This window comes from Citrobacter sp. GW821-FHT07H02 (genome assembly GCF_059418505.1).
In genome coordinates, this window is sequence record NZ_JBWKPZ010000009.1 from 124,098 (window position 1) to 147,249 (window position 23,152).

Below are 23,152 nucleotides of genomic sequence, written 5' to 3' on the forward strand. Positions count from 1 at the left end.
TAATGCAAACCGTTTTAGCGAAAATCGTCGCAGATAAGGTGATTTGGGTAGAAGCCCGTAAGCAGCAGCAACCGCTGGCCAGTTTTCAGAACGACATCCAGCCGAGTTCACGACATTTTTATGATGCCCTGCAGGGCGCGCGTACCGCGTTTATCCTGGAGTGTAAAAAGGCCTCCCCCTCGAAAGGCGTAATTCGGGAGAATTTCGACCCTGCGCAGATTGCTGGGGTCTACAAGCACTATGCGTCGGCGATTTCCGTACTGACCGACGAGAAATATTTTCAGGGCAGTTTTGACTTTCTGCCGGTGGTCAGCGCCATCGCGCCGCAGCCGATTCTGTGTAAGGACTTCATTATTGACCCTTACCAAATCTATCTGGCGCGCCATTATCAGGCGGATGCCTGCCTGCTGATGCTTTCGGTACTGGATGACGAGCAGTACCGCCAGCTTGCCACCGTGGCGCACAGCTTAAAGATGGGCGTGTTGACCGAGGTCAGTAACGAAGAAGAGCTGGAGCGTGCCATTGCGCTCGGCGCAAAAGTGGTCGGTATCAATAACCGCGACCTGCGCGACCTGTCGATTGATTTGAATCGCACCCGGCAGCTTGCGCCGCGTTTGGGTCATGGCGTGACCGTGATCAGCGAATCCGGGATCAACACCTACGGTCAGGTGCGTGAACTGAGCCACTTCGCCAACGGTTTCCTTATCGGCTCTGCGCTGATGTCCGAAGACAATCTCCACGCCGCCGTGCGCCGGGTGTTGCTGGGTGAGAATAAAGTGTGCGGCCTGACGCGTCCCCAGGATGCAAAGGCGGCGTATGACGCTGGCGCCGTTTATGGCGGTTTGATTTTTGCGGCTACCTCTCCTCGTGCCGTGAGCACTGAGCAGGCACGGGACGTTATGGCGGCCGCACCACTGCAGTATGTTGGCGTCTTTCGTGATGCACAGATTGCAGAGGTTTGCGAGAAAGCCACCACCCTGTCGCTAGCCGCGGTGCAACTGCACGGTCACGAAGATCAGACTTATGTGAATGCGCTACGCGCTGCACTGCCTGAACAGGTGCAAATCTGGAAAGCGTTGAGCGTCGGCGACACGCTCCCTGCCCGCGATTATCAGCAGGTCGATAAGTACCTTCTGGATAACGGCCAGGGCGGTACAGGGCAACGTTTTGACTGGTCCTTATTGCAGGGTCAGACGCTCGACAATGTTTTACTGGCTGGCGGATTAAGCGCGGACAACTGCGTAGACGCGGCTAAAACCGGCTGTGCCGGCCTCGATTTTAATTCTGGTGTAGAGTCGCAGCCGGGCATCAAAGATGCGCGTCTTCTGGCCTCGGTCTTTCAGACACTGCGCGCTTATTAAGGAAGAAACACATGACAACATTACTGAATCCGTACTTTGGTGAATTTGGCGGCATGTATGTGCCACAGATCCTGATGCCAGCCCTGCGTCAACTGGAAGAAGCGTTCGTCAGCGCGCAGAAAGATCCAGCGTTTCAGGCCCAGTTTACCGACCTGCTCAAAAACTACGCCGGTCGCCCGACCGCGCTCACCAAATGCCAGAACATCACGGCGGGTACCAAAACCACCCTTTACCTGAAGCGTGAAGATCTGCTGCACGGCGGCGCGCACAAAACCAACCAGGTGTTGGGTCAGGCGCTGCTGGCCAAGCGGATGGGCAAAACCGAAATTATTGCCGAAACCGGTGCGGGTCAACACGGCGTAGCCTCCGCGCTTGCCAGTGCGCTGCTGGGGCTGAAATGCCGCATTTATATGGGTGCGAAAGATGTTGAACGCCAGTCGCCTAACGTGTTCCGTATGCGTTTGATGGGGGCTGAAGTAATCCCGGTTCACAGCGGTTCCGCAACCCTGAAAGATGCCTGTAACGAGGCGCTGCGCGACTGGTCTGGCAGCTATGACACCGCGCACTATATGCTCGGTACTGCCGCGGGTCCGCATCCGTTCCCGACCATTGTGCGTGAGTTCCAGCGCATGATTGGGGAAGAAACCAAAGCCCAGATCCTGGAAAAAGAAGGTCGTTTGCCCGACGCGGTTATCGCCTGTGTCGGTGGCGGTTCAAATGCGATCGGTATGTTTGCTGATTTCATTGACGAAACCAGCGTCGGACTGATTGGCGTAGAACCTGGCGGTCACGGGATCGAAACTGGTGAGCATGGCGCGCCGCTCAAACACGGTCGCGTCGGCATCTACTTCGGTATGAAAGCACCGATGATGCAGACGGAAGAAGGCCAGATTGAAGAGTCTTACTCGATTTCCGCCGGGCTGGATTTCCCGTCCGTCGGACCGCAACACGCGTACCTGAACAGTATCGGTCGTGCCGATTACGTGTCGATCACCGATGACGAAGCGCTTGAGGCGTTCAAAACCCTGTGCCTGCATGAAGGTATTATCCCGGCGCTGGAGTCGTCTCACGCCCTGGCGCATGCGTTAAAAATGATGCGCGACAACCCGGAAAAAGAGCAACTGCTGGTGGTTAACCTTTCCGGTCGCGGCGACAAAGACATTTTCACCGTACACGACATTCTGAAAGCGCGAGGGGAAATCTGATGGAACGCTACGACAATTTATTTGCACAGTTGAAGGATCGTAAAGAAGGCGCATTTGTTCCCTTTGTCACGCTGGGCGACCCTTCGGTTGAGCAATCGCTGAACATTATTGATACGCTGATCGCGGCCGGTGCCGATGCCCTTGAACTCGGGATACCGTTCTCCGACCCGCTGGCTGACGGCCCGACGATTCAGGAAGCCACGCTGCGCGCGTTTGCCTCGGGCGTTACCCCAACGCAATGTTTTGAGATGCTGGCGTTAATTCGCCAGAAGCACCCTGACATTCCTGTGGGCCTGCTGATGTACGCCAACCTGGTCTTCAGCAAAGGGATCGACGAATTTTACGCCCAGTGCGAAAAAGTCGGCGTTGACTCCGTGCTGATTGCCGACGTACCGGTGGAAGAGTCTGCGCCTTTCCATCAGGCGGCACTGCGCCACAATGTCGCGCCGATTTTCATCTGCCCGCCGAATGCCGATGATGAGCTTCTGCGCCAGATTGCCTCCCGGGGCCGCGGCTACACCTATTTGCTCTCCCGGGCGGGGGTGACGGGGACAGAAAATCGTGCCGCGCTGCCGTTGCACCATCTGGTCGAAAAACTGAAAGAGTACAATGCGGCCCCGCCGTTGCAGGGGTTCGGGATCTCTTCACCGGAACAGGTCACCGGGGCAGTTGAAGCCGGTGCGGCAGGAGCCATTTCCGGTTCAGCGATTGTTAAAATCATCGAGAAAAACCTCGATAAACCCGAACAGATGCTGGCCGAGCTAAAAACGTTCGTCACGGCAATGAAAGCGGCAACGCGCGCGTAATGTCCGGCAACCGCCAGAGCACGTCTGGCGGTTTACCCTTTCGCCTGTTTCATTTTGTACATTTCATTATCCGCAACCTGGATCGCCGCATCCAGGGCGCCGTTCACTTCCGCAATTCCCCATGACACCGACAACGGTACCTGATTACCGCCAACCCAAAACGCATATCCCTGCACCTGGCTGGCAATGCGTTCTGCAACCGCAATAGCATCACTGGCTTTTGCCCGGTAAAGCAGAATCACAAATTCATCACCGCCCGTGCGTATCACCATGTCATTGCTGGTTCGGGTATTGGAAAGCATACGGTTCGCGATAACCTGGAGCGCCCTGTCGCCAGCCACATGTCCCCAGATATCGTTGATCGCTTTGAATTTATTGCAATCCAGCAGAATCACAGCGCAACGCGAGAGATCACGGCGTTTAATAATATCGAGGATCTTGCGGTTAAAGCAGCCGGTCAAAGAGTCGATATAAATCTTGAGGTCACTTTCGTTGAGCCATCCCTTCAGCCCCAGACTGATCATAATAAAAAAGAACGGCGCCAACAGAATCGCAATACCCGCCTGGATGTCATGCGTGACAAAACGCCCAAGTGAGATGGTGTATTTGAACACATACTTTTCAGACACTATTTTGACGATGCTTTTCCCCATCGACGAGCAGTTCCCGGTTAGGCACAACGACTCTTTGTTGGTGACATTCACCAGCGCCACATTAAGCCCATGGGGTATCTGGTTATCAAAAGCTTTAGCCAGGGCTTCCTGCAACTCTGGCCTGGCGTGGTCGTAGACCAGATAGGCCACAATATGGTCGGAGATCTCTTTTCCGGAAAGGTCGTAAATATAGCTCACCACGCTAAAGGCTTTTTCGCCGGTGATTTTATCGGTATAGAAATTGGTTGAGCTCAGCGCCTTGGTTTTGACGTTTTTTTCCAGCAGACGGGTATAAAAATCAACGGGGGGGTAAAAAAAGCTGCGAATATCTCTCGCCATCTCCGAGTCAGAGAAATGAAACATCCGGGAATCTGCGGGCGTAAACCAATAAAAGTAATCGGCATCTTTGGCGATGATATACCGGTGCGCGTCATAATTTCCGGGATTGAGGGCATTGACCCTGTCGCGGATAAATTCTGCCGCGGTAAACATACATAGCGCGTTAACACCGGTATGTTTTGCCACCATCGCGCCTGTCGCCGAATGGATTCGTTTTTTGTCGGCATTGATTCCCCAGGCGTCGTTATCTCTGGGAATAAAGAGCGAAGTATCGCCACACATGCCGGCATTTTTAATCTGGTGATAACGTTCACCCGTCGCATCGGCGATCAGTTCGTTGTCATTAAAAATGTCTACCATCCGCGTCTGCAGACGATTCATGCCATCACTGGCCGCCGCCAGTCGCTGTTCATAAATCACAAAAATGAACAGTGAGGTAAAAAGCAAGGTGATAAGCCCTGATATGAACAATGCCTGCCGGTTTCTCAGCCCATCCTGCACAATCTTCACGCGTTCACCCAGTTTATTAACAGCACTGCAAAACCGGTCGCCCGTTTATGTTGTTGCATAGCATCCCTGAAATCTGCTTGCCAGAGACGGCGATAATTTTACTAATGTTAGCATTTCAGAGAGTTAAGCGAGGGGAAAAATAAAAATAGCCGTTGCAAGAGACGAAAAAAAAGCCGGTAGCAATGCAACCAGCCTTTTTCGATAGCGATGAGGATTTTAGAAGCGATAACCCGCAGAGAACATAAACACCCACGGATCGAGGCGAACGCTGTCATGCTGCTGAGCGCCGCCAAGTTTATAGTTCGCGGTCGTGTCGATATCCATGTACCAAACCGACATGTTGATCAGCCAGTCGCGGTCGATCAGATAATCCATACCCACTTGCCCTGCTGCGCCCCAGGAGTCTTTAAGGCTCAGGTCAGACAATCCAGTGTCTTTTCCTTTGTCGTTAAAGCCCGTGTCAAAGAAGGTGGTGTAGTTAATACCGGCTCCAACGTACGGACGCAGTTTGCTGCTGGAATCACCAAAGTACCATTGCGCCATCAGCGTCGGCGGCAAATGGTGAACGGTAGCGATATCACCGGTTGATGAGGTTCCAATCTTATGACGGAACGGCGTCGCGCCCAGCAGTTCGATACCGATATTGTCCGTTGCCATATAGGTGAATGTCAGGCCAAGTTGCGTATTGTTGCTAACATCAAATCCGCCCAGGCTGCCTAACGTACCACCCGCCCCTTCGGTCGGGCGAACGGTTGCCGAACCTGCACGAATGAAGAACTCGCCCGCTTCATGCGCATAAACCCCGCCAGAGAGAAGAGTACTTACTGCCAACGCCGCCACTGTTAATTTTTTCATGTCCGCTCCATCGTTATGGTTATAAAAGCGTGACGAATATACCTACAATGGAGTAAAAAGTGATCTAACACAGATCACATTACATCTTGTAATTTAACATTTATTGATCTGGATTAATTTAGAACTTGCATTCAAAATCCTAGTTAAACTGATACAGATCAAATTCGATATATTTTCGAACTGAAAATATTCAGATGCTTCCCTCTTGCCCTTCCTGAAACTGGGCGCTAATTTAGCTTTCTCACAATTGAATTGATGCGTTATCTTGTTGCAGGTGAAATCATGAGCGATCTCAACCCGTGCATGACGTGCGGTGCCTGTTGTGCGTTTTTTCGTGTCTCTTTTTATTGGGCGGAAGCCAGTGATGCTGGCGGCCCTGTCCCGGTTCATCTGACGGAACCGGTGAGTCCCTTTCTACGTTGTATGGCGGGCACCAACCAAAAACAGTCCCGCTGCGTGGCGCTTTCCGGTTCTCCCGGCGAAAATGTCAGCTGTACGATCTATGAAAACCGCCCCTCCGCCTGCCGGGAATTTGCCATGTCAGGGGAAGATGGCGAGGTCAACGAAGCCTGTAACCGCGCCCGCGCCCGATACGGATTACCTCCGCTTTACAAAGATATGCTTTTCCATACAAGCCTTGATGCTGCCACTCACGGGTTATCCAGGGTACAATTGCCCGCTAATTAACACCTGCAGAACTCAAGGAGAGTGCATGTCTATCACGGCGAAGTCCGTATACCGTGACACGGGGAATTTTTTCCGTAATCAATTTGTTACCATCTTACTGGTATCGTTGCTGTGCGCGTTTATCACGGTGGTTTTAGGTCATGCCTTTTCCCCCAGCGACGCGCAAATTGCACAACTCAGCGAAGGCGACCATCTGGCGGGTAGCGTTGGATTGTTCGACCTGGTGCAAAACATGACGCCGGAACAGCAGCAAATCTTGTTACGTGCTTCTGCAGCCTCGACGTTTTCAGGTCTCATTGGCAATGCCATTCTGGCAGGCGGCGTCATGCTGATGATTCAATTGATTTCGGCCGGTCATCGGGTAAGTGCATTACGCGCCATTGGCGCCAGCGCCCCTGTTTTGCCTAAGCTGTTTATTCTGATTTTCCTGACGACGCTGCTGGTGCAGATTGGCATTATGCTGGTGGTGGTTCCTGGTATTCTCATGGCCATCCTCCTCGCACTTGCGCCAGTCATGCTGGTTCAGGACAAAATGGGTGTTTTTGCTGCAATGCGCAACAGCATGCGTCTTGCGTGGTCTAATATGCGATTGGTCGCGCCCGCGGTGATCAGTTGGTTGCTGGCAAAAACGTTGCTTCTGCTCTTTGCACCTAACTTTGCTGTACTGACCCCGAACGTGGGCGCGGTGGTGGCGAATACGCTGAGCAATTTGATCTCTGCCGTTTTGCTCATCTATTTATTCCGCCTGTATATGTTGATTCGCCAATAACCCTATGTGCGTCGGCGCTTTCCGGCCGATGCATGTTAATTACGGAATCGAAGAATGAAGCAGTTTCTTGATTTTTTACCGCTGGTTGTCTTTTTTGCCTTTTACAAGCTTTATGACATCTATGCGGCAACCTCAGCCCTGATCGTCGCCACCGCAATTGTCCTGATTTACAGTTGGGTACGCTATCGCAAGGTTGAGAAGATGGCGTTGATCACCTTTATTCTGGTTGCAGTGTTTGGCGGCCTGACCATTTTCTTCCATAACGATGAATTTATTAAATGGAAGGTGACGGTGATTTACGGCTTGTTTGCGGGCGCCTTGCTGGTAAGCCAGTGGATTATGAAAAAGCCATTAATTCAGCGCATGCTTGGGAAAGAACTTACGCTCCCTCAACCTGTGTGGTCGAAGTTAAATCTGGCGTGGGCGGTCTTTTTCATCCTGTGCGGCCTTGCGAATATCTACATCGCGTTCTGGCTGCCGCAAAATATTTGGGTCAATTTTAAAGTCTTTGGCCTGACCGCATTAACGTTGATTTTCACCCTGTTGAGCGGCGTTTATATTTACCGCCATCTCCCCCAGGAAGACAAATCGTAATCTTAACAGCGCCAGACCTTTTCTCTGGCGCTTCTCTTTTCTGCGTTGTTCCCCGTATTTCGCTGCACAGATTGTATGAATCATAAAGCGATGGTGGAAATGTCACCCTTTCCTTCTGAGCTGCCGGGGCACCCGCGGTGCGCGGCGTATCTCCTCTGTTCTCAATCTGCAAATCATAGTAGCATCGCGCCTGTAATTTTTTTCTATAGTCGGTTCTACAATGACAACAACGAATAATGTCCCCCAGGGCGAACTTGTTTTACGCACGCTGGCCATGCCTGCTGATACGAATGCCAATGGCGATATTTTTGGCGGCTGGCTGATGTCGCAAATGGATATTGGCGGTGCCATTCAGGCCAAAGAAATTGCCCATGGCCGCGTGGTGACCGTGCGCGTCGAGGGAATGACGTTTTTACGCCCTGTCGCGGTGGGAGATGTGGTGTGCTGTTACGCTCGCTGTATAAGACGCGGCACAACCTCTGTCAGCATCAACATCGAAGTGTGGGTTAAAAAGGTGGCCTCTGAGCCGATTGGACAGCGTTATAAAGCGACTGAAGCGCTGTTTATTTATGTTGCGGTAGACAAAGACGGCAAGCCCCGCGCCTTGCCAGTTCAGAAGTAAAAAAAAGCCTCCGGATGTGGAGGCTTTTTTAATCATCATCACGCTTATTCTATCTGCGTTGTGCCATTGAGGCGGAAAACAATATTCACCACCAACCCGTTACCTGGCTTCCCGGCTTCATAGCGCCATTTGCGCATCGCGTTTTTCACTTCCCGCTCAAACATGTTCGCCGGTTGTGCTGAGAGTATTTCAACATCGTCAACACGTCCGTCGGACGTCACGTTGAATTTCACCTTGACCCGCCCTTCGATACGCAACGCTTGCGCACGCGGCGGATACTGCGGTTGATTACGGCTCAGGGCACGAGGGCCCGCAGGCGCACTGACCGCAGGTTTGCTGGTCGCAGGTGCGGTACTGGTCGTCGGACGCGCAGGCGCGGTGTTTTCAGACGGCGTCAACGGACGCGACTCAACCGGCTTCACATCACGCTTCGGCTGCTCCTGAACCTTCTTCACAGGCTTAGGCTTGGGTTTCGGTTTTGGCTTCGGTTTCTCAATCACTACCGGCGCTTCTTTTGGCGGTTCCGGGATCGGCTCAGGTTCGGGTTCAGGTTCGACGACAGGTTGCGGCGGCGGCTGAACAGCCTGAGGAGGCTCAAGATCGGCAGGCGCGACCATGGTGACGGAGATCGGCTGCGCAGGCGCAGGCAGTTCAATAACCTGATGTACCGAGGTATACAGCAGTCCCGCCACTACAGCACCATGAACGCCAACGGAAAGTAACGTCGGCCAGGGAAAGCGACGAGGTAGATCAAGGGTCATTGAAGTCATAATCGTTTCAGTTAAAAAACCAGGCCCTGATTTTAAATGCAAATAGCAATCATATTCAATAAGACATCACAATGAGGTGCATTTAAAACGCAATATTATCCTAAAAAAGCCCTGCAAAGTGTACGTCTTAACAAAGCCGTCATCTTTGCGTTGCAGTTGAGAGTCCTTTCCAATAACGTAATTAACGACTTTTACCTATTAAGGAGCTCTACCCGTGCTGTATGTCATCTACGCTCAGGATATCGCCGACTCTCTCGAAAAGCGCCTTTCGGTTCGCCCCGCACATCTGGCGCGTCTGCAACTTCTGCACGATGAAGGCCGCCTGCTCACGGCGGGTCCAATGCCTGCCGTTGACAGCAACGATCCCGGTGCAGCAGGTTTTACCGGCTCAACGGTCATTGCTGAATTTGAATCTCTGGAAGCTGCGCAATCCTGGGCAGAAGCGGACCCGTATGTTGCCGCGGGTGTCTACGCACAGGTTTCCGTCAAGCCCTACAAAAAAGTATTCTAAGTCCGATTGGACACCACTGAAGTCGTTGGGCACCGGATGCGGTGCCCTTATTTTAATCAGATGCTGTGGATCGCAAACAGCAACGAGTTACGTTGATGATTGAGAACACACTTTCTGATTGAGTGGATACGCATATTGCGACGCGACTGCCCTTCAAGCCAACGCGCTTTACGGCGGCTAGCCTGACGTAACATACGCCAGCGTCCCACTTCCGTTCTACTACGTTTCATGTTAACGACTCTTACAGTGCTGGAGGCGAGCATTATACGCCCTCACCAAACTCAGACCAGCGCTTTTCCTGTGTTTTTATTTGCCAGATGAATCCTGATGCGTAAACTCATAACAATACGCTTTCAAAAGGATTTTTAATGTTATGACAACCTTCTACACAGTGGTGAGTTGGCTGGTCATTCTCGGATACTGGGTTCTGATTGCCGGCGTGACGTTGCGCATTTTGATGAAACGACGTGCAGTGCCTTCCGCGATGGCTTGGCTGCTGATTATCTATATTCTGCCGCTGGTAGGGATTATTGCTTATCTCTCGTTTGGTGAACTCCACCTGGGAAAACGTCGGGCAGAACGCGCCAGAGCCATGTGGCCGTCGACCGCCAAATGGCTGAACGATCTCAAGGCCTGCAAACATATTTTCGCGCAGGAAAACAGTAGCGTTGCTTCATCATTGTTTAAACTTTGCGAGCGTCGTCAGGGAATTGCGGGGGTTAAGGGAAACCAACTGCAGCTGCTCACCGATTCCGATGATGTGATGCAGGCGCTGATCCGCGATATCCAGCTCGCGCGCCATAATATTGAGATGGTGTTCTACATCTGGCAGCCAGGTGGGATGGCCGATCAGGTCGCGGAGTCTTTGATGGCCGCCGCCCGCCGCGGTATTCACTGCCGTCTGATGCTGGATTCCGCTGGCAGCGTCGCCTTCTTTCGCAGCCCGTGGGCAGCCATGATGCGTAATGCAGGCATTGAGGTCGTCGAAGCGCTCAAAGTCAATCTGATGCGTGTCTTTTTACGCCGTATGGATTTACGCCAACATCGCAAAATGGTGATGATCGACAATTACATTGCGTATACCGGCAGCATGAATATGGTCGACCCGCGTTTTTTCAAACAGGATGCGGGCGTCGGGCAATGGGTTGATTTGATGGCAAGGATGGAAGGTCCCGTCGCGACGGCAATGGGTATCGTCTACTCCTGCGACTGGGAAATCGAGACCGGTAAACGCATCCTGCCTCCCCCGCCGGATCAGAATATTATGCCGTTTGAAGAGGCCAGCGGGCATACCATTCATACTATTGCGTCCGGGCCAGGCTTCCCCGAAGACCTGATCCACCAGGCGCTGCTGACAGCCGCCTACTCTGCACGTGAATATTTGATTATGACCACCCCGTACTTCGTCCCCAGCGACGATCTGCTGCACGCGATTTGCACCGCGGCGCAACGCGGAGTGGATGTCAGTATTATTCTTCCGCGTAAAAATGATTCCGTGCTGGTCGGCTGGGCGAGCCGCGCCTTTTTCAGCGAACTGCTGGCAGCCGGGGTCAAAATTTACCAGTTTGAAGGGGGCCTGTTACACACCAAGAGTGTACTGGTTGACGGCGAACTGAGTCTGGTCGGCACCGTGAATCTGGATATGCGCAGTTTATGGCTCAACTTTGAGATAACGCTGGTCATTGACGATGCGGGATTCGGCGGCGATCTCGCCGCCGTTCAGGATGATTACATCTCGCGTTCACGCCTGCTTGATGCGCGGTTGTGGGTAAAACGCCCGCTGTGGCAACGAATCACCGAGCGACTGTTTTACTTCTTCAGCCCGTTGCTGTAAAACGTGCGCAAGCGACGATAAACAGGTAGTCATTATGGATATGGATCTGAACAATCGCCTGACTGAGGATGAAACCCTTGAGCAGGCTTACGATATTTTTCTCGAGCTGGCTGCGGATAACCTCGACCCGGCAGACATTATTCTGTTCAACCTGCAGTTCGAAGAACGCGGCGGCGCAGAACTGTTTGACCCGGCAGAAGACTGGCAGGAGCACGTTGATTTTGACCTGAATCCTGACTTTTTTGCCGAAGTGGTGATTGGGCTGGCAGAAAGCGAAGACGGTGAAATTAACGACATCTTTGCCCGCGTGCTGCTGTGTCGCGAGAAAGATCACAAGCTCTGCCATATTCTCTGGCGTGAGTAAGTGAAAAGCCGCTAACGCGGCTTTTTTTTCATCTACTCCGGGAGTTTATTCCCACAACGGTTACAATATTGCGCGCTGTATTCGTGCTGCCCCTGCTGACACGTCGGACATTTACGCTGTTGATTACGTTTCAGAAACGCCGTGCTCATATGCGTGGTAATTAAGCCTGTTGGAATCGCAATAACAGAGTAACCAATTAAAATCAGCACCGATGCCACTATACGCCCCAATGGAGTATGCGGCGTAATATCGCCATAGCCCACCGTTGTTACCGTTACGATCGCCCAATAAACCGACGCATTTAGCGTCGTAAACCCATATTGCGGCCCTTCAATCAAATACATCAGCGCGCCAAAAATAATCATCACAATGGCAATAAACGAATAAAACAGAATCAACTGATGACGCGCGCTAATGATCGCCCCCCAGAACACACGCAACGAGGGCATGAAACGCAATAGTTTCAGGATCCGCAGAACACGAATTGCCCGCATCGCCCGCCAGGCAAAAACATAATTGAGACTGATCTCCGGCCATAGCCACATGACATACAGGGGCAGGATGGTGGCTAAATCAATGAATCCCCAGAAGCTGAAGACGTATTTCGCCGGATTCGGCCAGGTCAATAATCGCAGGAGATATTCGCAGGTGAATACCAGCGTCACGAATATCTCCAGCCAGACAAAGGTATGCCATTCGCTATAGGTCAGGTGATATTGCGTCCCTAGCCCCGATTCAATAAAGATGATTAAGACGCTAATCAGCGCGAACAGACCGCATATCCCTTCAAAGCGGCGACCAGAACGTGTATTCAGATCGAATAAGAGATGATAAAGACGTCCACGAACGGAAGAGATGTTGAGCGACACAGTGACCTCGAAATGATAAGGGCTGACATAATGTCAGCCCTTGCGATTATAACGGGTCTACTTTCAGGCAGGAAACAGCATGTCGGAAACTGCCCTCCAGCACGGGCCGCGTTTTAGCACATTCAGGCCCGGCAATGGGACAACGGGTGCGAAATACACAGCCTGATGGAGGATTGATTGGCGACGGCAACTCCCCTTCCAGCAGTTGAATGGTTTTGTTCTTTTCCAGATCCGGATCCGGGATCGGCACTGCCGACATTAACGCTTTGGTATAGGGATGCAGAGGATTGTGGTACACCTCGTCATAGGTGCCCAGTTCCACAGCATGACCCAGATACATCACCAGAACACGGTCGGAGATATGTTTCACTACCGCCAAATCGTGGGCGATGAAAATCAGCGACAGCCCCATTTCGCGCTGTAATTGCTGCAGCAGGTTAACCACCTGAGCCTGAATGGAGACGTCCAGTGCGGAAACCGGCTCATCACAAATAATCAGTTTCGGCTCAAGGATCAGCGCGCGTGCAATACCGATACGCTGACATTGTCCGCCTGAAAACTCGTGTGGATAGCGGTTGATCAGGTTGGGCAGAAGCCCCACTTTCATCATCATCGCCTTCACGCGGTCGCGGACTTCCTGACGCGACAGCTTGGGATGATACGTCCGCAGAGGTTCGGCAATAATTTCCCCAATCGTCATACGCGGATTCAGCGAGGCCAGCGGGTCCTGGAAAATCATCTGAATATCGCTACGCACCGCGCGCCATTCTTCCGGTTTCATTCCCAGTAGATCTTTACCCAACCAGGCCACTCTACCGTCAGTGGCTTTCACCAGCCCAATAATCGCCCTGGCGAAGGTCGATTTTCCGCAGCCAGATTCGCCCACAACGCCCAGCGTTTCCCCTTCATACAGACGCAGCGTCACCCCATCGACCGCCTTCAGGGTTTTAGCGGGTTGCCAGAACCATTGCTTGCCGTCTTTAATGTCAAAATGCACCTTCAGATCGGCAATTTCGAGAAGCACTTTTCGTTGTTCAGTCACCGCGTTCATACCAGATCCTCCACCGCTTTGAAGCAGGCGCGCAGACGGCCAGGGCTAAATTCCTCAAGAGGAGGCGCACTGCTGCATATTTCCATCGCATGAGGGCAGCGAGGCTGGAATGGACAGCCTTTTGGCAAACGCAGCAGGTTCGGCGGGTTGCCTGGGATCGTCAACATAGATTCCCCTTCCGCATCCAGACGCGGTACGGCGTTGAGCAACCCGATTGAATACGGATGAACGGGTTGATAAAACACGTCGCGTGCATTTCCATATTCCATCGTACGGCCCGCGTACATCACCAGAACTTTATCGCAAATCCCAGCCACCACGCCGAGGTCATGCGTGATCATGATAATGGCGGTGTTAAATTCACGTTTAAGTTCATTCAACAGCGTCATTATTTGCGCCTGCACGGTAACGTCAAGCGCCGTGGTAGGTTCATCGGCAATCAGTAATTTAGGACGGCAAAGCAACGCCATCGCGATCATAACGCGCTGGCGCATACCCCCAGAAAACTCATGCGGGAACATTTTCATGCGCTTACGCGCTTCCGGCATTTTTACCGCATCCAGCATTTTCACTGACTCTTCAAATGCCTCGGCTTTACCCATCCCTTTATGCAGCATCAGGACTTCCATTAACTGCTCCCCGACCCGCATGTACGGGTTCAGTGAGGTCATCGGGTCCTGAAAAATCATCGAAATTTGTTCAGCACGCAGCTTGTTAAGCTCGCGCTCGGGTAAGTTCAGTATTTCGCGCCCATTAAACTTTGCAGAACCGCCAATGTGTCCATTTGCCGCCAGCAGCCCCATCAACGCAAACGCCGTCTGAGATTTGCCAGAACCTGACTCACCAACAATCCCTAACGTTTCCCCTGCGCGAAGCGAAAAGTTTAAATCGTTAACCGCGGTGACATCACCGTCTGGCGTACTGAATGTCACGCGAAGATCTGTCACGTTCAGCAGTGCGTTAGCCTGTTGCTGCGCGAGCGGCGCGGTTGAGGTTTCAATTACACTCATGGCTGCACTCCTTAACGGTCTTTCGGGTCGAGGGCATCACGCAGGCCATCGCCAATAAAGTTAAAACAGAATAACGTCACCACAAGGAAACCTGCCGGGAAGAGTAGCAGCCACGGTGAAACTTCCATTGAGTTGGCGCCATCGCTCAACAAGGCTCCCCAACTGCTCAACGGCTCCTGGGTACCTAACCCGAGGAAACTCAGGAAGGATTCGAACAGGATCATGCTCGGCACCAACAGTGAGGCATACACCACCACCACACCCAGCACGTTAGGGACGATATGACGAATCACGATACTGCCCGTGGAAACACCGCCAACCTGAGCCGCTTCAATAAACTCTTTACGTTTCAGGCTTAATGTCTGCCCCCGAACAATACGCGCCATATCCAGCCAGGAGACCATCCCGATCGCCACAAAAATCAGCAGGATATTTTGTCCAAAGAAGGTCACCAGCAAAATAACGAAGAACATGAACGGAAAGGAGTTGAGGATCTCAAGCAAGCGCATCATGACTGAGTCAATTTTGCCGCCAAGATAGCCCGATAACGAGCCGTATAGCGTCCCCACGATCACCGCCACCAGCGCAGCTGCAATCCCAACCATCAGCGAAATTCGCCCACCAATTGCCACGCGCACCAGCAGATCGCGTCCGGAAGAGTCCGTTCCGAAATAGTGCCCCGATTCCCTATCTGGCGCACTCGACATCATGCCCCAGTCGGTATCGAAATAGGTAAACTGCGACAGCATCGGCGCCAGCGCGACAAACAGCGCGATGATCACCAGAACCACGAGACTGGCCACCGCCGCACGGTTGTGCATAAAACGACGACGGGCGTCCTGCCAAAGACTGCGGCCCTCGACCTCCAGCTTTTCACTGAAATTTTCCAGCGTCTCGCTGTTTTTCTTACTTAACATCATAGCGAGCTCCAGTATCAGTAACGAATCTTCGGATCGATGACGGCGTATAGCACATCGACGATGGCGTTAAACACAATGGTCAGCGCCCCCACCAGAATGGTGAGACTCAGCACCAGTGAATAGTCACGGTTCAATGCCCCGTTAACGAACAACTGGCCGATCCCCGGCAAACCATAGATTGTCTCAATGACCATCGAGCCCGTGATAATGCCGACAAATGCCGGGCCCATATAAGACAGAACAGGCAACAACGCGGGTTTTAACGCGTGACGGAAAATAATCCGTCGCATCGGCAACCCTTTCGCCCGTGCGGTACGAATAAAGTTGGAGTGCAGCACTTCAATCATCGAGCCGCGAGTAATACGGGCGATACTGGCGATATAGGCAAGTGACAGCGCCACCATAGGCAAAATCATAAATTTCAGTGCCCCGCCGTTCCAGCCTCCGCCGGGCAGCCATTTGAGCGTGATAGCAAATATCATGACCAATAAGGGTGCCACGACGAAGCTGGGGATAACCACCCCGGTCATGGCTACCCCCATCACCGTGTAATCCCAGCGCGTGTTCTGGTTAAGCGCTGCAATGACCCCTGCGCTTACGCCGAGAATCACCGCAAGGAGAAAGGCGGCGGCCCCCAGTTTTGCGGATACCGGGAAGCTTGAAGCGACCAGGTCGTTGACCGTGTAATCTTTGTATTTGAAAGAAGGCCCAAAATCACCGTGCGCCAACTGCTTCAGATAGCTGAAGTATTGCGTACTGATGGGGTCATTCAGATGATATTTCGCTTCAATATTCGCCAGAACCTCTGGCGGCAGCGCACGTTCACCGGTGAAAGGACTTCCCGGCGCAAGGCGCATCATAAAGAATGAAATCGTGATAAGAATGAAGAGTGTTGGAATCGCTTCCAGACAGCGACGTAAAATAAATTTCAACATTGCCCGTACCTTCTGGCGTGTGCCTTTACACCTCTGTGTCAAACGAACTCAGGTGAGGTGTTTATAGTGCGATGAAAAAAAGACACTGTGGGGCAAAACTCGCTTGCCCCACGTCTTGCCATTAATGCTTGATAATATATAAGTTTTTAACGTAGATATTATCCATCGGGTCTTTACCGGTGTAACCGCCTACCCAGGGTTTCACCAGGCGCGCGTTAACGTAATAATATACCGGTACAATTGCAGAGTCTTTATCAAGTTGCTGCTCTGCTTTCGTGTACAGCTCGGTACGCTGCGCTTCGTCAGTGACTTTCAGCGTGTCGCCAATCAGTTTGTCGAACGCAGGGCTCTTATAGTGAGCCGTGTTGTTTGAACTGTCTGACAGCATGGTATTCAGGAAGGATGTCGGTTCATTATAATCCGCACACCAGCCAGCTCGTGCCACATCAAAGGTGCCCTGATGACGCGTGTCGAGGAACGTTTTCCATTCCTGGTTTTCCAGCTTCACGTTAGCGCCCAGATTTTTCTTCCAGATGGAAGCCACTGCGATCGCCAGCTTTTTATGCAGGTCGGAGGTGTTGTAAAGCAGGTCAAACGTCAACGGCTTGTCTGCGGTGAAGCCCGCTTCGGCCAGCAGTTTTTTCGCTTCTTCGTTACGTTTTTCTTGTGACCACTTAAACCACTCCGGCTCAACCAGTTTCGCACCATCGGTATACGGAGGGGTGTAGCTATAGGCTGGCAGATCGCCCTGATTTTTCACTTTGTTGACAATGATATCGCGATCCAGCGCCATTTTCAGCGCGGTACGAACGCGAACATCATTAAACGGTGCTTTCTGGTTATTGATTTCGTAGTAGTAAGTACACAGATAAGGATCGACGCGGACTTCATCCGGGATCTCTTTTTTCAGCTTCTGGAATAATTCAATCGGCATGTTGTTATAGGTCATGTCGATTTCGCCGCTGCGATAGCGGTTAACATCAGTAACTTCGGAAGAGATCGGCAGATAAGTGACCTGATTAATGACGGTCTTGTCGTTATCCCAATAGTTGGTATTGCGCTCAAGCTCAATACGCTCGTTCACCACCCAGTTTTTCAGTTTGTACGCACCATTGGTGACAATATTGGCGGGCTGAGTCCACTTCTCACCGAATTTTTCGACGGCAGCTTTAGGTACTGGAGAAACGGACGGGTGAACCAGCAGTTTATAGAAATAGGGAACCGGCTCGCTCAGGGTGACTTCGAACGTATTATCATCAATCGCTTTTACGCCGAGATCGGTTGATGGCTTTTTACCTGAGATAATGTCGTCGATATTGGCGATATGGCCATACTGGAGATAACTGGCATAAGGTGACGCGGTATTCGGGTTAGCGAGACGCTGCCAGCTATAAACAAAGTCATGTGCAGTAACCGGCGTGCCGTCTGACCATTTTGCATTTTTACGCAGATGGAACGTCCAGACTTTAAAATCTTTGTTTTCCCATTTTTCCGCAACACCTGCTGACGGATGTCCTTCGACATCACTTACCAATAAACCTTCAAACAGATCGCGACTAATGTTTGACTCCGGCACACCTTCAATTTTGTGCGGGTCGAGAGACTGAACTTCGGAACCATTATTACGCACCAGAGTTTGCTTATCGGAGAGTTGAACGCCGGCCGGGACGTCCGCAGCCATTGCAACGTTTCCGGCGACTAGCGCAGTTAAAATCCCCGCAGCTACTAAACTTTTTTTTGTGATGTTAGACATTGTGTTTGTACTCCACTCATTATAATTACTGGCTTTTTAACCAGCCTGTTTAATCCCGTTTGGGTTTCTGTACAGCACCGGAGATTTTGCTGCTGTCAGTTCGTTTACTACGTTGCTATCACCGACTTTATTTATTTTGACGATTCGAATGATCGCCTTACGTCGATTCCGTCTACGCCTCCCCTGTCAGAGACGCGCTTTTATTCTGTAAATCATTTTATTGACAATAGTTCTCAACAACGTGAGATCTTCTGAAAATATCTGGCCGGAAAGTACCAAATGCGTTTCTTAACCGCCAATATAATTTACAGATTTGTTAACTATTTCTCTTTTGTAGAAAAAACATGCCAGCCTGAAGACATCATTTGAGAGAATAATTTCCATAAAAAATCACTCTCATCAATAGGTTATTGTAAACACACCACCTTCGGCCATCCCAGGCATCGGGCAGATGTTAAGATACACATAAATTTAACAATTGGTCATTCTTTAGCACATTCATCTGATGTGGCGCTGAAATAACTAATAACATTTCAATAATCCTTCATCAAGCCCCTTAGTATGATGTTAATAAAATAACAGCGAGACGCGAGACGTTAAGACATAAAGATTGAATAAAATCCTGCTAAATCAACAGAGAACCAAATTAAAAAGACCGTTGTGTTGATTCCTTTTTCGCATTAATTTTTAACGTGAGTGAGCGCTTTTACTGATGACGAAAAAAAACGGAGCCAATATTGACTCCGTCTATATGAAAGGAGGGTTAGCTGAGGAGGCCAGGGAAAATGGCTTTAAGCCCTGTCACGATGAACTCAATGCCCAACGCCATCAGCAACAGGCCCATGATACGGGTAATGACGTTAATGCCGGTTTGCCCAAGCAACCGCACCAGCCACGGCGCCATACGGAATAAGCCCCAGCAACACAGCGCAAAAACAGCGATAGCAATGAAAAAACCCACCAGGTGCATAATGCTGTTATATCGCGTACCCCAGACTATCGTCGAACTGATAGCACCCGGCCCTGCCATTAAGGGCAGCGCCAGCGGCACAACACCGATATTTTCACGTATCGCGGTTTCTGATTTTTCCTGCGTGTTCTGTTTATCTTCACCCAGTTTCCCGCTGATCATCGACATTGCAATCGTGACAACCAGAATCCCACCCGCGATCCTGAACGAATCAATCGAAATCCCGAAGAGTTGCAAAATGCCGTCACCCAGAAAGAGTGACGTCCACAAAATAATGGCGACCGACAAGTTGGCGGTCAGGTTTGTCTTGTTGCGCGCCGCCGCCGTTTGGTAGCTGGTCATACTGATAAAGACAGGAATAATCCCGACCGGGTTAACCAGCGCAAATAACCCGATGAAAAATTTAAAGTAAACAGGAAAGTCAAATAACGTTTGGATCACGGTTAGCTCCGAAGCGTTAGCCGTATGAAGTTAGTCGTCAATAATGGTAAAAACCGCGCTGAAGATACGCCTTTTAGCAGCATACTTCACCTCAAATCTGCGTTATCCCTCTATATTCTCCACTGTTATTAATATGTATGGATTATGCTAATGCAACCTTCATTCACCACAACAATTCACCAACAGGTAATGCGAACTGCTAAAAGGGCATGCTGAAAGGTGTCAGCTTTGCATAAATTTGACCCAGATCACGTAATAACTACTCAGAAGTGAGTAATCTGGCTTCCGCCACCTGGAAGTAATGCGCTAGAATCAGTTAACGCTAACGCATAAGCTCTTTTAGTAAATCAGAGCAAAATGGACGTTAAGTAACCGTTTGATTTTCAGACTTTTATACAAACTTTCGTCGATCTGTCTATACTCTCGTATCGAGCAGATGATTTACTAAAAAAGTTTAACATTATCAGGAGAGCATTTATGGCTGTTACTAATGTCGCTGAACTTAACGCACTCGTAGAGCGCGTAAAAAAAGCCCAGCGTGAATATGCCAGTTTCACTCAAGAACAGGTTGACAAAATCTTCCGCGCCGCCGCTCTGGCCGCTGCAGATGCTCGAATCCCCCTCGCTAAAATGGCCGTTGCCGAATCCGGCATGGGTATCATCGAAGATAAAGTGATTAAAAACCACTTCGCTTCTGAATACATCTATAACGCCTACAAAGATGAAAAGACCTGTGGTGTGCTGGATGAAGACCACACCTTCGGGACTATCACCATTGCTGAACCGATTGGTATCATCTGTGGTATCGTTCCGACCACTAACCCGACGTCTACCGCGATCTTCAAATCTCTGATCAGCCTGAAGACCCGTAACGCCATCATCTTCTCTCCGCACCCGCGTGCTAAAGATGCAACGAACAAAGCTGCCGACATCGTTCTGCAGGCAGCTATCGCTGCCGGGGCACCGAAAGATCTGATCGGCTGGATCGATCAACCTTCCGTTGAACTGTCAAACGCGTTGATGCACCACCCGGACATCAACCTGATCCTTGCTACCGGTGGCCCGGGCATGGTTAAGGCTGCGTACAGCTCTGGTAAACCAGCTATCGGTGTAGGCGCAGGCAACACGCCAGTTGTTATTGACGAAACGGCGGATATCAAACGTGCGGTAGCTTCCGTACTGATGTCTAAAACCTTCGATAACGGCGTAATCTGTGCTTCTGAACAGTCTGTCGTTGTTGTTGACTCCGTATACGATGCCGTTCGTGAACGTTTCGCCAGCCACGGCGGCTACATGCTGCAGGGCAAAGAGCTGAAAGCCGTTCAGGACATCATCCTGAAAAATGGCGCGCTGAACGCCGCGATTGTTGGTCAGCCGGCGTACAAAATCGCTGAACTGGCTGGCTTCACCGTACCAGAAACCACCAAGATTCTGATCGGCGAAGTGAAAGTGGTTGACGAAAGCGAGCCGTTTGCTCACGAGAAACTGTCACCTACGCTTGCGATGTACCGCGCTAAAGATTTTGAAGACGCCGTGCTTAAGGCAGAGAAACTGGTCGCCATGGGCGGTATCGGTCACACCTCTTGCCTGTACACCGACCAGGATAACCAGCAGGATCGCGTCAACCACTTTGGTCAGATGATGAAAACTGCACGTATCCTGATCAACACCCCGGCTTCTCAGGGTGGTATCGGTGACCTGTACAACTTCAAACTCGCACCTTCCCTGACTCTGGGTTGTGGTTCCTGGGGTGGTAACTCCATCTCTGAAAACGTTGGTCCGAAACACCTGATCAACAAGAAAACCGTTGCTAAGCGAGCTGAAAACATGTTGTGGCACAAACTTCCGAAATCTATCTACTTCCGTCGTGGCTCACTGCCAATCGCACTGGATGAAGTGATTACCGATGGTCACAAACGCGCGCTGATCGTAACTGACCGCTTCCTGTTCAACAACGGTTACGCTGACCAGATCACCTCTGTTCTGAAAGCCGCTGGCGTTGAAACTGAAGTGTTCTTTGAAGTTGAAGCTGACCCGACGCTGAGCGTAGTTCGTAAAGGCGCAGAGCTGGCTAACTCCTTCAAACCAGACGTGATCATCGCGCTGGGTGGCGGTTCCCCGATGGACGCCGCGAAAATCATGTGGGTCATGTACGAACATCCGGAAACTCACTTCGAAGAACTGGCGCTGCGCTTTATGGATATCCGTAAACGTATCTACAAGTTCCCGAAAATGGGCGTGAAAGCGAAGATGGTTGCGGTCACCACCACGTCCGGTACCGGTTCTGAAGTTACCCCGTTTGCGGTTGTAACCGACGACGCTACAGGTCAGAAATACCCGCTGGCTGACTATGCACTGACCCCGGACATGGCGATTGTTGACGCCAACCTGGTTATGGAGATGCCTAAGTCTCTGTGTGCCTTCGGTGGTCTGGATGCGGTAACTCACGCACTGGAAGCTTACGTTTCTGTACTGGCATCTGAGTTCTCTGACGGTCAGGCTCTGCAAGCGCTGAAACTGCTGAAAGATAACCTGCCAGCGTCCTACAATGAAGGGTCTAAAAACCCGGTAGCGCGTGAGCGTGTACACAGTGCAGCGACTATCGCCGGTATCGCGTTTGCTAACGCCTTCCTGGGTGTATGTCACTCCATGGCGCATAAACTGGGTTCTCAGTTCCACATTCCTCACGGTCTGGCGAACGCCCTGCTGATCTGTAACGTTATTCGTTACAACGCAAACGACAACCCGACCAAACAGACGGCATTCAGCCAGTACGACCGTCCGCAAGCACGTCGTCGTTATGCTGAAATCGCCGATCACCTGGGTCTGAGTGCTCCGGGCGACCGTACCGCAGCGAAAATTGAAAAACTGCTGGCATGGCTGGAAAGCCTGAAAGCTGAACTGGGTATTCCTAAGTCCATCCGCGAGGCGGGCGTGCAGGAAGCTGACTTCCTGGCAAACGTGGACAAACTGTCTGAAGATGCGTTCGATGACCAGTGTACTGGCGCTAACCCGCGTTACCCGCTGATCTCTGAACTGAAACAGATTCTGATGGACACCTTCTACGGTCGTGAATTCAGCGAAGGAGAGACGGCAGCGAAGAAAGACGTTGCTGCCGCACCAAAAGCTGACAAAAAAGCGAAAAAATCTGCTTAATTTACTCACGTAAATATCAGCAAATACATTAAACGGTCCCTCTGGGGCCGTTTTTTTATTTCGTTTTTTTAATGTTAGCCCGATGCACAATGATCTTACCCGCGAATAGTGGACACGCGACTAAGTGAGTAAACTCTCAATCAGAGGTGACTCATGACAAAACCAGT

At 51.2% G+C, this 23,152-nt stretch carries 22 protein-coding genes; 11 read left to right on the plus strand and 11 right to left on the minus strand.

The annotated features are described in order from the left end of the window. Nucleotides 1-2: 2 nt before the first annotated feature. The 3 genes from trpCF to trpA are packed head-to-tail and all read left to right on the plus strand — an operon-like array spanning nucleotide 3 to nucleotide 3,372. On the plus strand, nucleotides 3-1,361 hold the full coding sequence (gene trpCF / locus AC07NP_RS11805) for a bifunctional indole-3-glycerol-phosphate synthase TrpC/phosphoribosylanthranilate isomerase TrpF (protein ID WP_494660585.1): 1,359 nt from the start codon (nucleotides 3-5) through the stop codon (nucleotides 1,359-1,361). Nucleotides 1,362-1,372: 11 nt separating this feature from the next. Then, nucleotides 1,373-2,566, plus strand: coding sequence for a tryptophan synthase subunit beta (gene trpB / locus AC07NP_RS11810; RefSeq protein ID WP_494660586.1), 1,194 nt, complete (start codon nucleotides 1,373-1,375; stop codon nucleotides 2,564-2,566). Next, nucleotides 2,566-3,372 carry a tryptophan synthase subunit alpha gene (gene trpA, locus AC07NP_RS11815; RefSeq protein ID WP_494660587.1) on the plus strand — a complete coding sequence of 269 codons (807 nt, stop codon included), beginning with the start codon at nucleotides 2,566-2,568 and terminating at the stop codon, nucleotides 3,370-3,372. The genes trpB and trpA overlap by 1 nt, the downstream gene beginning before the upstream one ends. Before the next feature lie 32 nt (nucleotides 3,373-3,404). On the opposite strand, the gene AC07NP_RS11820 is transcribed toward trpA, so the two are convergent. Together AC07NP_RS11820 and ompW are read right to left on the minus strand one after the other, a co-directional pair. Continuing rightward, a complete protein-coding gene (locus AC07NP_RS11820) occupies nucleotides 3,405-4,874 on the minus strand; it encodes a GGDEF domain-containing protein (protein ID WP_494660588.1) in 1,470 nt (489 codons plus the stop codon). Nucleotides 4,875-5,090: 216 nt separating this feature from the next. Beyond that, nucleotides 5,091-5,729 (minus strand): outer membrane protein OmpW, encoded by a 639-nt coding sequence (ompW, locus tag AC07NP_RS11825; RefSeq protein ID WP_494660589.1) that lies wholly within the window; start codon nucleotides 5,727-5,729, stop codon nucleotides 5,091-5,093. Between the two features lie 282 nt (nucleotides 5,730-6,011). Here ompW and AC07NP_RS11830 point away from each other — a divergent pair, with 282 nt between their 5' ends. From AC07NP_RS11830 to yciA, 4 genes are all read left to right on the plus strand, one after another. After that, nucleotides 6,012-6,416, plus strand: coding sequence for a YkgJ family cysteine cluster protein (locus tag AC07NP_RS11830; protein WP_494660590.1), 405 nt, complete (start codon nucleotides 6,012-6,014; stop codon nucleotides 6,414-6,416). Nucleotides 6,417-6,441: 25 nt separating this feature from the next. Then, nucleotides 6,442-7,185 carry a YciC family protein gene (locus AC07NP_RS11835; protein WP_203361014.1) on the plus strand — a complete coding sequence of 248 codons (744 nt, stop codon included), beginning with the start codon at nucleotides 6,442-6,444 and terminating at the stop codon, nucleotides 7,183-7,185. 54 nt (nucleotides 7,186-7,239) lie between these two features. Continuing rightward, nucleotides 7,240-7,779, plus strand: coding sequence for a septation protein A (locus tag AC07NP_RS11840; RefSeq protein WP_192612404.1), 540 nt, complete (start codon nucleotides 7,240-7,242; stop codon nucleotides 7,777-7,779). Between the two features lie 220 nt (nucleotides 7,780-7,999). Further along, entirely contained in the window at nucleotides 8,000-8,401 is a 402-nt protein-coding gene (gene yciA, locus AC07NP_RS11845; RefSeq protein ID WP_203361013.1) for an acyl-CoA thioester hydrolase YciA, read from the plus strand. A gap of 44 nt (nucleotides 8,402-8,445) precedes the next feature. Here yciA and tonB read toward each other — a convergent pair whose 3' ends face one another. Next, nucleotides 8,446-9,171 carry a TonB system transport protein TonB gene (gene tonB, locus AC07NP_RS11850; protein ID WP_494660591.1) on the minus strand — a complete coding sequence of 242 codons (726 nt, stop codon included), beginning with the start codon at nucleotides 9,169-9,171 and terminating at the stop codon, nucleotides 8,446-8,448. 214 nt (nucleotides 9,172-9,385) lie between these two features. Here tonB and AC07NP_RS11855 point away from each other — a divergent pair, with 214 nt between their 5' ends. Next, nucleotides 9,386-9,682 (plus strand): YciI family protein, encoded by a 297-nt coding sequence (locus AC07NP_RS11855; RefSeq protein ID WP_181630875.1) that lies wholly within the window; start codon nucleotides 9,386-9,388, stop codon nucleotides 9,680-9,682. Between the two features lie 56 nt (nucleotides 9,683-9,738). Here AC07NP_RS11855 and AC07NP_RS11860 read toward each other — a convergent pair whose 3' ends face one another. Continuing rightward, complete coding sequence (locus tag AC07NP_RS11860) at nucleotides 9,739-9,912, minus strand: YciY family protein (RefSeq protein WP_192612408.1); 174 nt, start codon at nucleotides 9,910-9,912, stop codon at nucleotides 9,739-9,741. A gap of 143 nt (nucleotides 9,913-10,055) precedes the next feature. On the opposite strand from AC07NP_RS11860, the gene cls reads away from it, so the two are divergent. Both cls and AC07NP_RS11870 read left to right on the plus strand, forming a co-directional pair. After that, nucleotides 10,056-11,516, plus strand: a complete 1,461-nt coding sequence (cls, locus tag AC07NP_RS11865) for a cardiolipin synthase (protein ID WP_494660592.1) — start codon at nucleotides 10,056-10,058, stop codon at nucleotides 11,514-11,516. A gap of 34 nt (nucleotides 11,517-11,550) precedes the next feature. Further along, nucleotides 11,551-11,880 carry an HI1450 family dsDNA-mimic protein gene (locus tag AC07NP_RS11870; protein WP_494660593.1) on the plus strand — a complete coding sequence of 110 codons (330 nt, stop codon included), beginning with the start codon at nucleotides 11,551-11,553 and terminating at the stop codon, nucleotides 11,878-11,880. Between the two features lie 32 nt (nucleotides 11,881-11,912). On the opposite strand, the gene AC07NP_RS11875 is transcribed toward AC07NP_RS11870, so the two are convergent. The 7 genes from AC07NP_RS11875 to AC07NP_RS11905 form a co-directional block, all read right to left on the minus strand. Further along, nucleotides 11,913-12,749 carry an ion transporter gene (locus AC07NP_RS11875; RefSeq protein WP_494660594.1) on the minus strand — a complete coding sequence of 279 codons (837 nt, stop codon included), beginning with the start codon at nucleotides 12,747-12,749 and terminating at the stop codon, nucleotides 11,913-11,915. A gap of 46 nt (nucleotides 12,750-12,795) precedes the next feature. After that, nucleotides 12,796-13,800: a murein tripeptide/oligopeptide ABC transporter ATP-binding protein OppF gene (oppF, locus tag AC07NP_RS11880; protein WP_203361009.1), complete on the minus strand. Its 1,005-nt coding sequence runs from the start codon at nucleotides 13,798-13,800 to the stop codon at nucleotides 12,796-12,798. Further along, nucleotides 13,797-14,810, minus strand: a complete 1,014-nt coding sequence (gene oppD / locus AC07NP_RS11885) for a murein tripeptide/oligopeptide ABC transporter ATP-binding protein OppD (protein ID WP_192612412.1) — start codon at nucleotides 14,808-14,810, stop codon at nucleotides 13,797-13,799. The genes oppF and oppD overlap by 4 nt, the downstream gene beginning before the upstream one ends. A gap of 11 nt (nucleotides 14,811-14,821) precedes the next feature. Beyond that, entirely contained in the window at nucleotides 14,822-15,730 is a 909-nt protein-coding gene (gene oppC / locus AC07NP_RS11890) for an oligopeptide ABC transporter permease OppC (RefSeq protein WP_203361008.1), read from the minus strand. 14 nt (nucleotides 15,731-15,744) lie between these two features. Beyond that, nucleotides 15,745-16,665, minus strand: coding sequence for an oligopeptide ABC transporter permease OppB (gene oppB, locus AC07NP_RS11895; RefSeq protein ID WP_203361007.1), 921 nt, complete (start codon nucleotides 16,663-16,665; stop codon nucleotides 15,745-15,747). Nucleotides 16,666-16,786: 121 nt separating this feature from the next. Continuing rightward, on the minus strand, nucleotides 16,787-18,418 hold the full coding sequence (gene oppA / locus AC07NP_RS11900; protein WP_203361006.1) for an oligopeptide ABC transporter substrate-binding protein OppA: 1,632 nt from the start codon (nucleotides 18,416-18,418) through the stop codon (nucleotides 16,787-16,789). A 763-nt stretch (nucleotides 18,419-19,181) separates the two neighbouring features. Further along, entirely contained in the window at nucleotides 19,182-19,829 is a 648-nt protein-coding gene (locus AC07NP_RS11905; RefSeq protein WP_494660595.1) for a YchE family NAAT transporter, read from the minus strand. Nucleotides 19,830-20,306: 477 nt separating this feature from the next. On the opposite strand from AC07NP_RS11905, the gene adhE reads away from it, so the two are divergent. Further along, nucleotides 20,307-22,985 carry a bifunctional acetaldehyde-CoA/alcohol dehydrogenase gene (adhE, locus tag AC07NP_RS11910; protein ID WP_203361004.1) on the plus strand — a complete coding sequence of 893 codons (2,679 nt, stop codon included), beginning with the start codon at nucleotides 20,307-20,309 and terminating at the stop codon, nucleotides 22,983-22,985. The last annotated feature ends 167 nt before the right edge of the window (nucleotides 22,986-23,152 follow it).

Excerpts from the sequence above, each read along its gene's own strand:
- AC07NP_RS11840 (WP_192612404.1), top strand. The coding sequence starts at position 7,240 with ATGAAGCAGTTTCTTGATTTTTTACCGCTGGTTGTCTTTTTTGCCTTT.
- oppF (WP_203361009.1), bottom strand. The coding sequence starts at position 13,800 with ATGAACGCGGTGACTGAACAACGAAAAGTGCTTCTCGAAATTGCCGAT.
- tonB (WP_494660591.1), bottom strand. The coding sequence starts at position 9,171 with ATGACTTCAATGACCCTTGATCTACCTCGTCGCTTTCCCTGGCCGACG.
- oppB (WP_203361007.1), bottom strand. The coding sequence starts at position 16,665 with ATGTTGAAATTTATTTTACGTCGCTGTCTGGAAGCGATTCCAACACTC.
- yciA (WP_203361013.1), top strand. The coding sequence starts at position 8,000 with ATGACAACAACGAATAATGTCCCCCAGGGCGAACTTGTTTTACGCACG.
- oppA (WP_203361006.1), bottom strand. The coding sequence starts at position 18,418 with ATGTCTAACATCACAAAAAAAAGTTTAGTAGCTGCGGGGATTTTAACT.
- trpCF (WP_494660585.1), top strand. The coding sequence starts at position 3 with ATGCAAACCGTTTTAGCGAAAATCGTCGCAGATAAGGTGATTTGGGTA.
- trpA (WP_494660587.1), top strand. The coding sequence starts at position 2,566 with ATGGAACGCTACGACAATTTATTTGCACAGTTGAAGGATCGTAAAGAA.
- AC07NP_RS11830 (WP_494660590.1), top strand. The coding sequence starts at position 6,012 with ATGAGCGATCTCAACCCGTGCATGACGTGCGGTGCCTGTTGTGCGTTT.
- ompW (WP_494660589.1), bottom strand. The coding sequence starts at position 5,729 with ATGAAAAAATTAACAGTGGCGGCGTTGGCAGTAAGTACTCTTCTCTCT.
- oppD (WP_192612412.1), bottom strand. The coding sequence starts at position 14,810 with ATGAGTGTAATTGAAACCTCAACCGCGCCGCTCGCGCAGCAACAGGCT.
- AC07NP_RS11835 (WP_203361014.1), top strand. The coding sequence starts at position 6,442 with ATGTCTATCACGGCGAAGTCCGTATACCGTGACACGGGGAATTTTTTC.
- cls (WP_494660592.1), top strand. The coding sequence starts at position 10,056 with ATGACAACCTTCTACACAGTGGTGAGTTGGCTGGTCATTCTCGGATAC.
- oppC (WP_203361008.1), bottom strand. The coding sequence starts at position 15,730 with ATGATGTTAAGTAAGAAAAACAGCGAGACGCTGGAAAATTTCAGTGAA.
- trpB (WP_494660586.1), top strand. The coding sequence starts at position 1,373 with ATGACAACATTACTGAATCCGTACTTTGGTGAATTTGGCGGCATGTAT.
- adhE (WP_203361004.1), top strand. The coding sequence starts at position 20,307 with ATGGCTGTTACTAATGTCGCTGAACTTAACGCACTCGTAGAGCGCGTA.
- AC07NP_RS11860 (WP_192612408.1), bottom strand. The coding sequence starts at position 9,912 with ATGAAACGTAGTAGAACGGAAGTGGGACGCTGGCGTATGTTACGTCAG.
- AC07NP_RS11870 (WP_494660593.1), top strand. The coding sequence starts at position 11,551 with ATGGATATGGATCTGAACAATCGCCTGACTGAGGATGAAACCCTTGAG.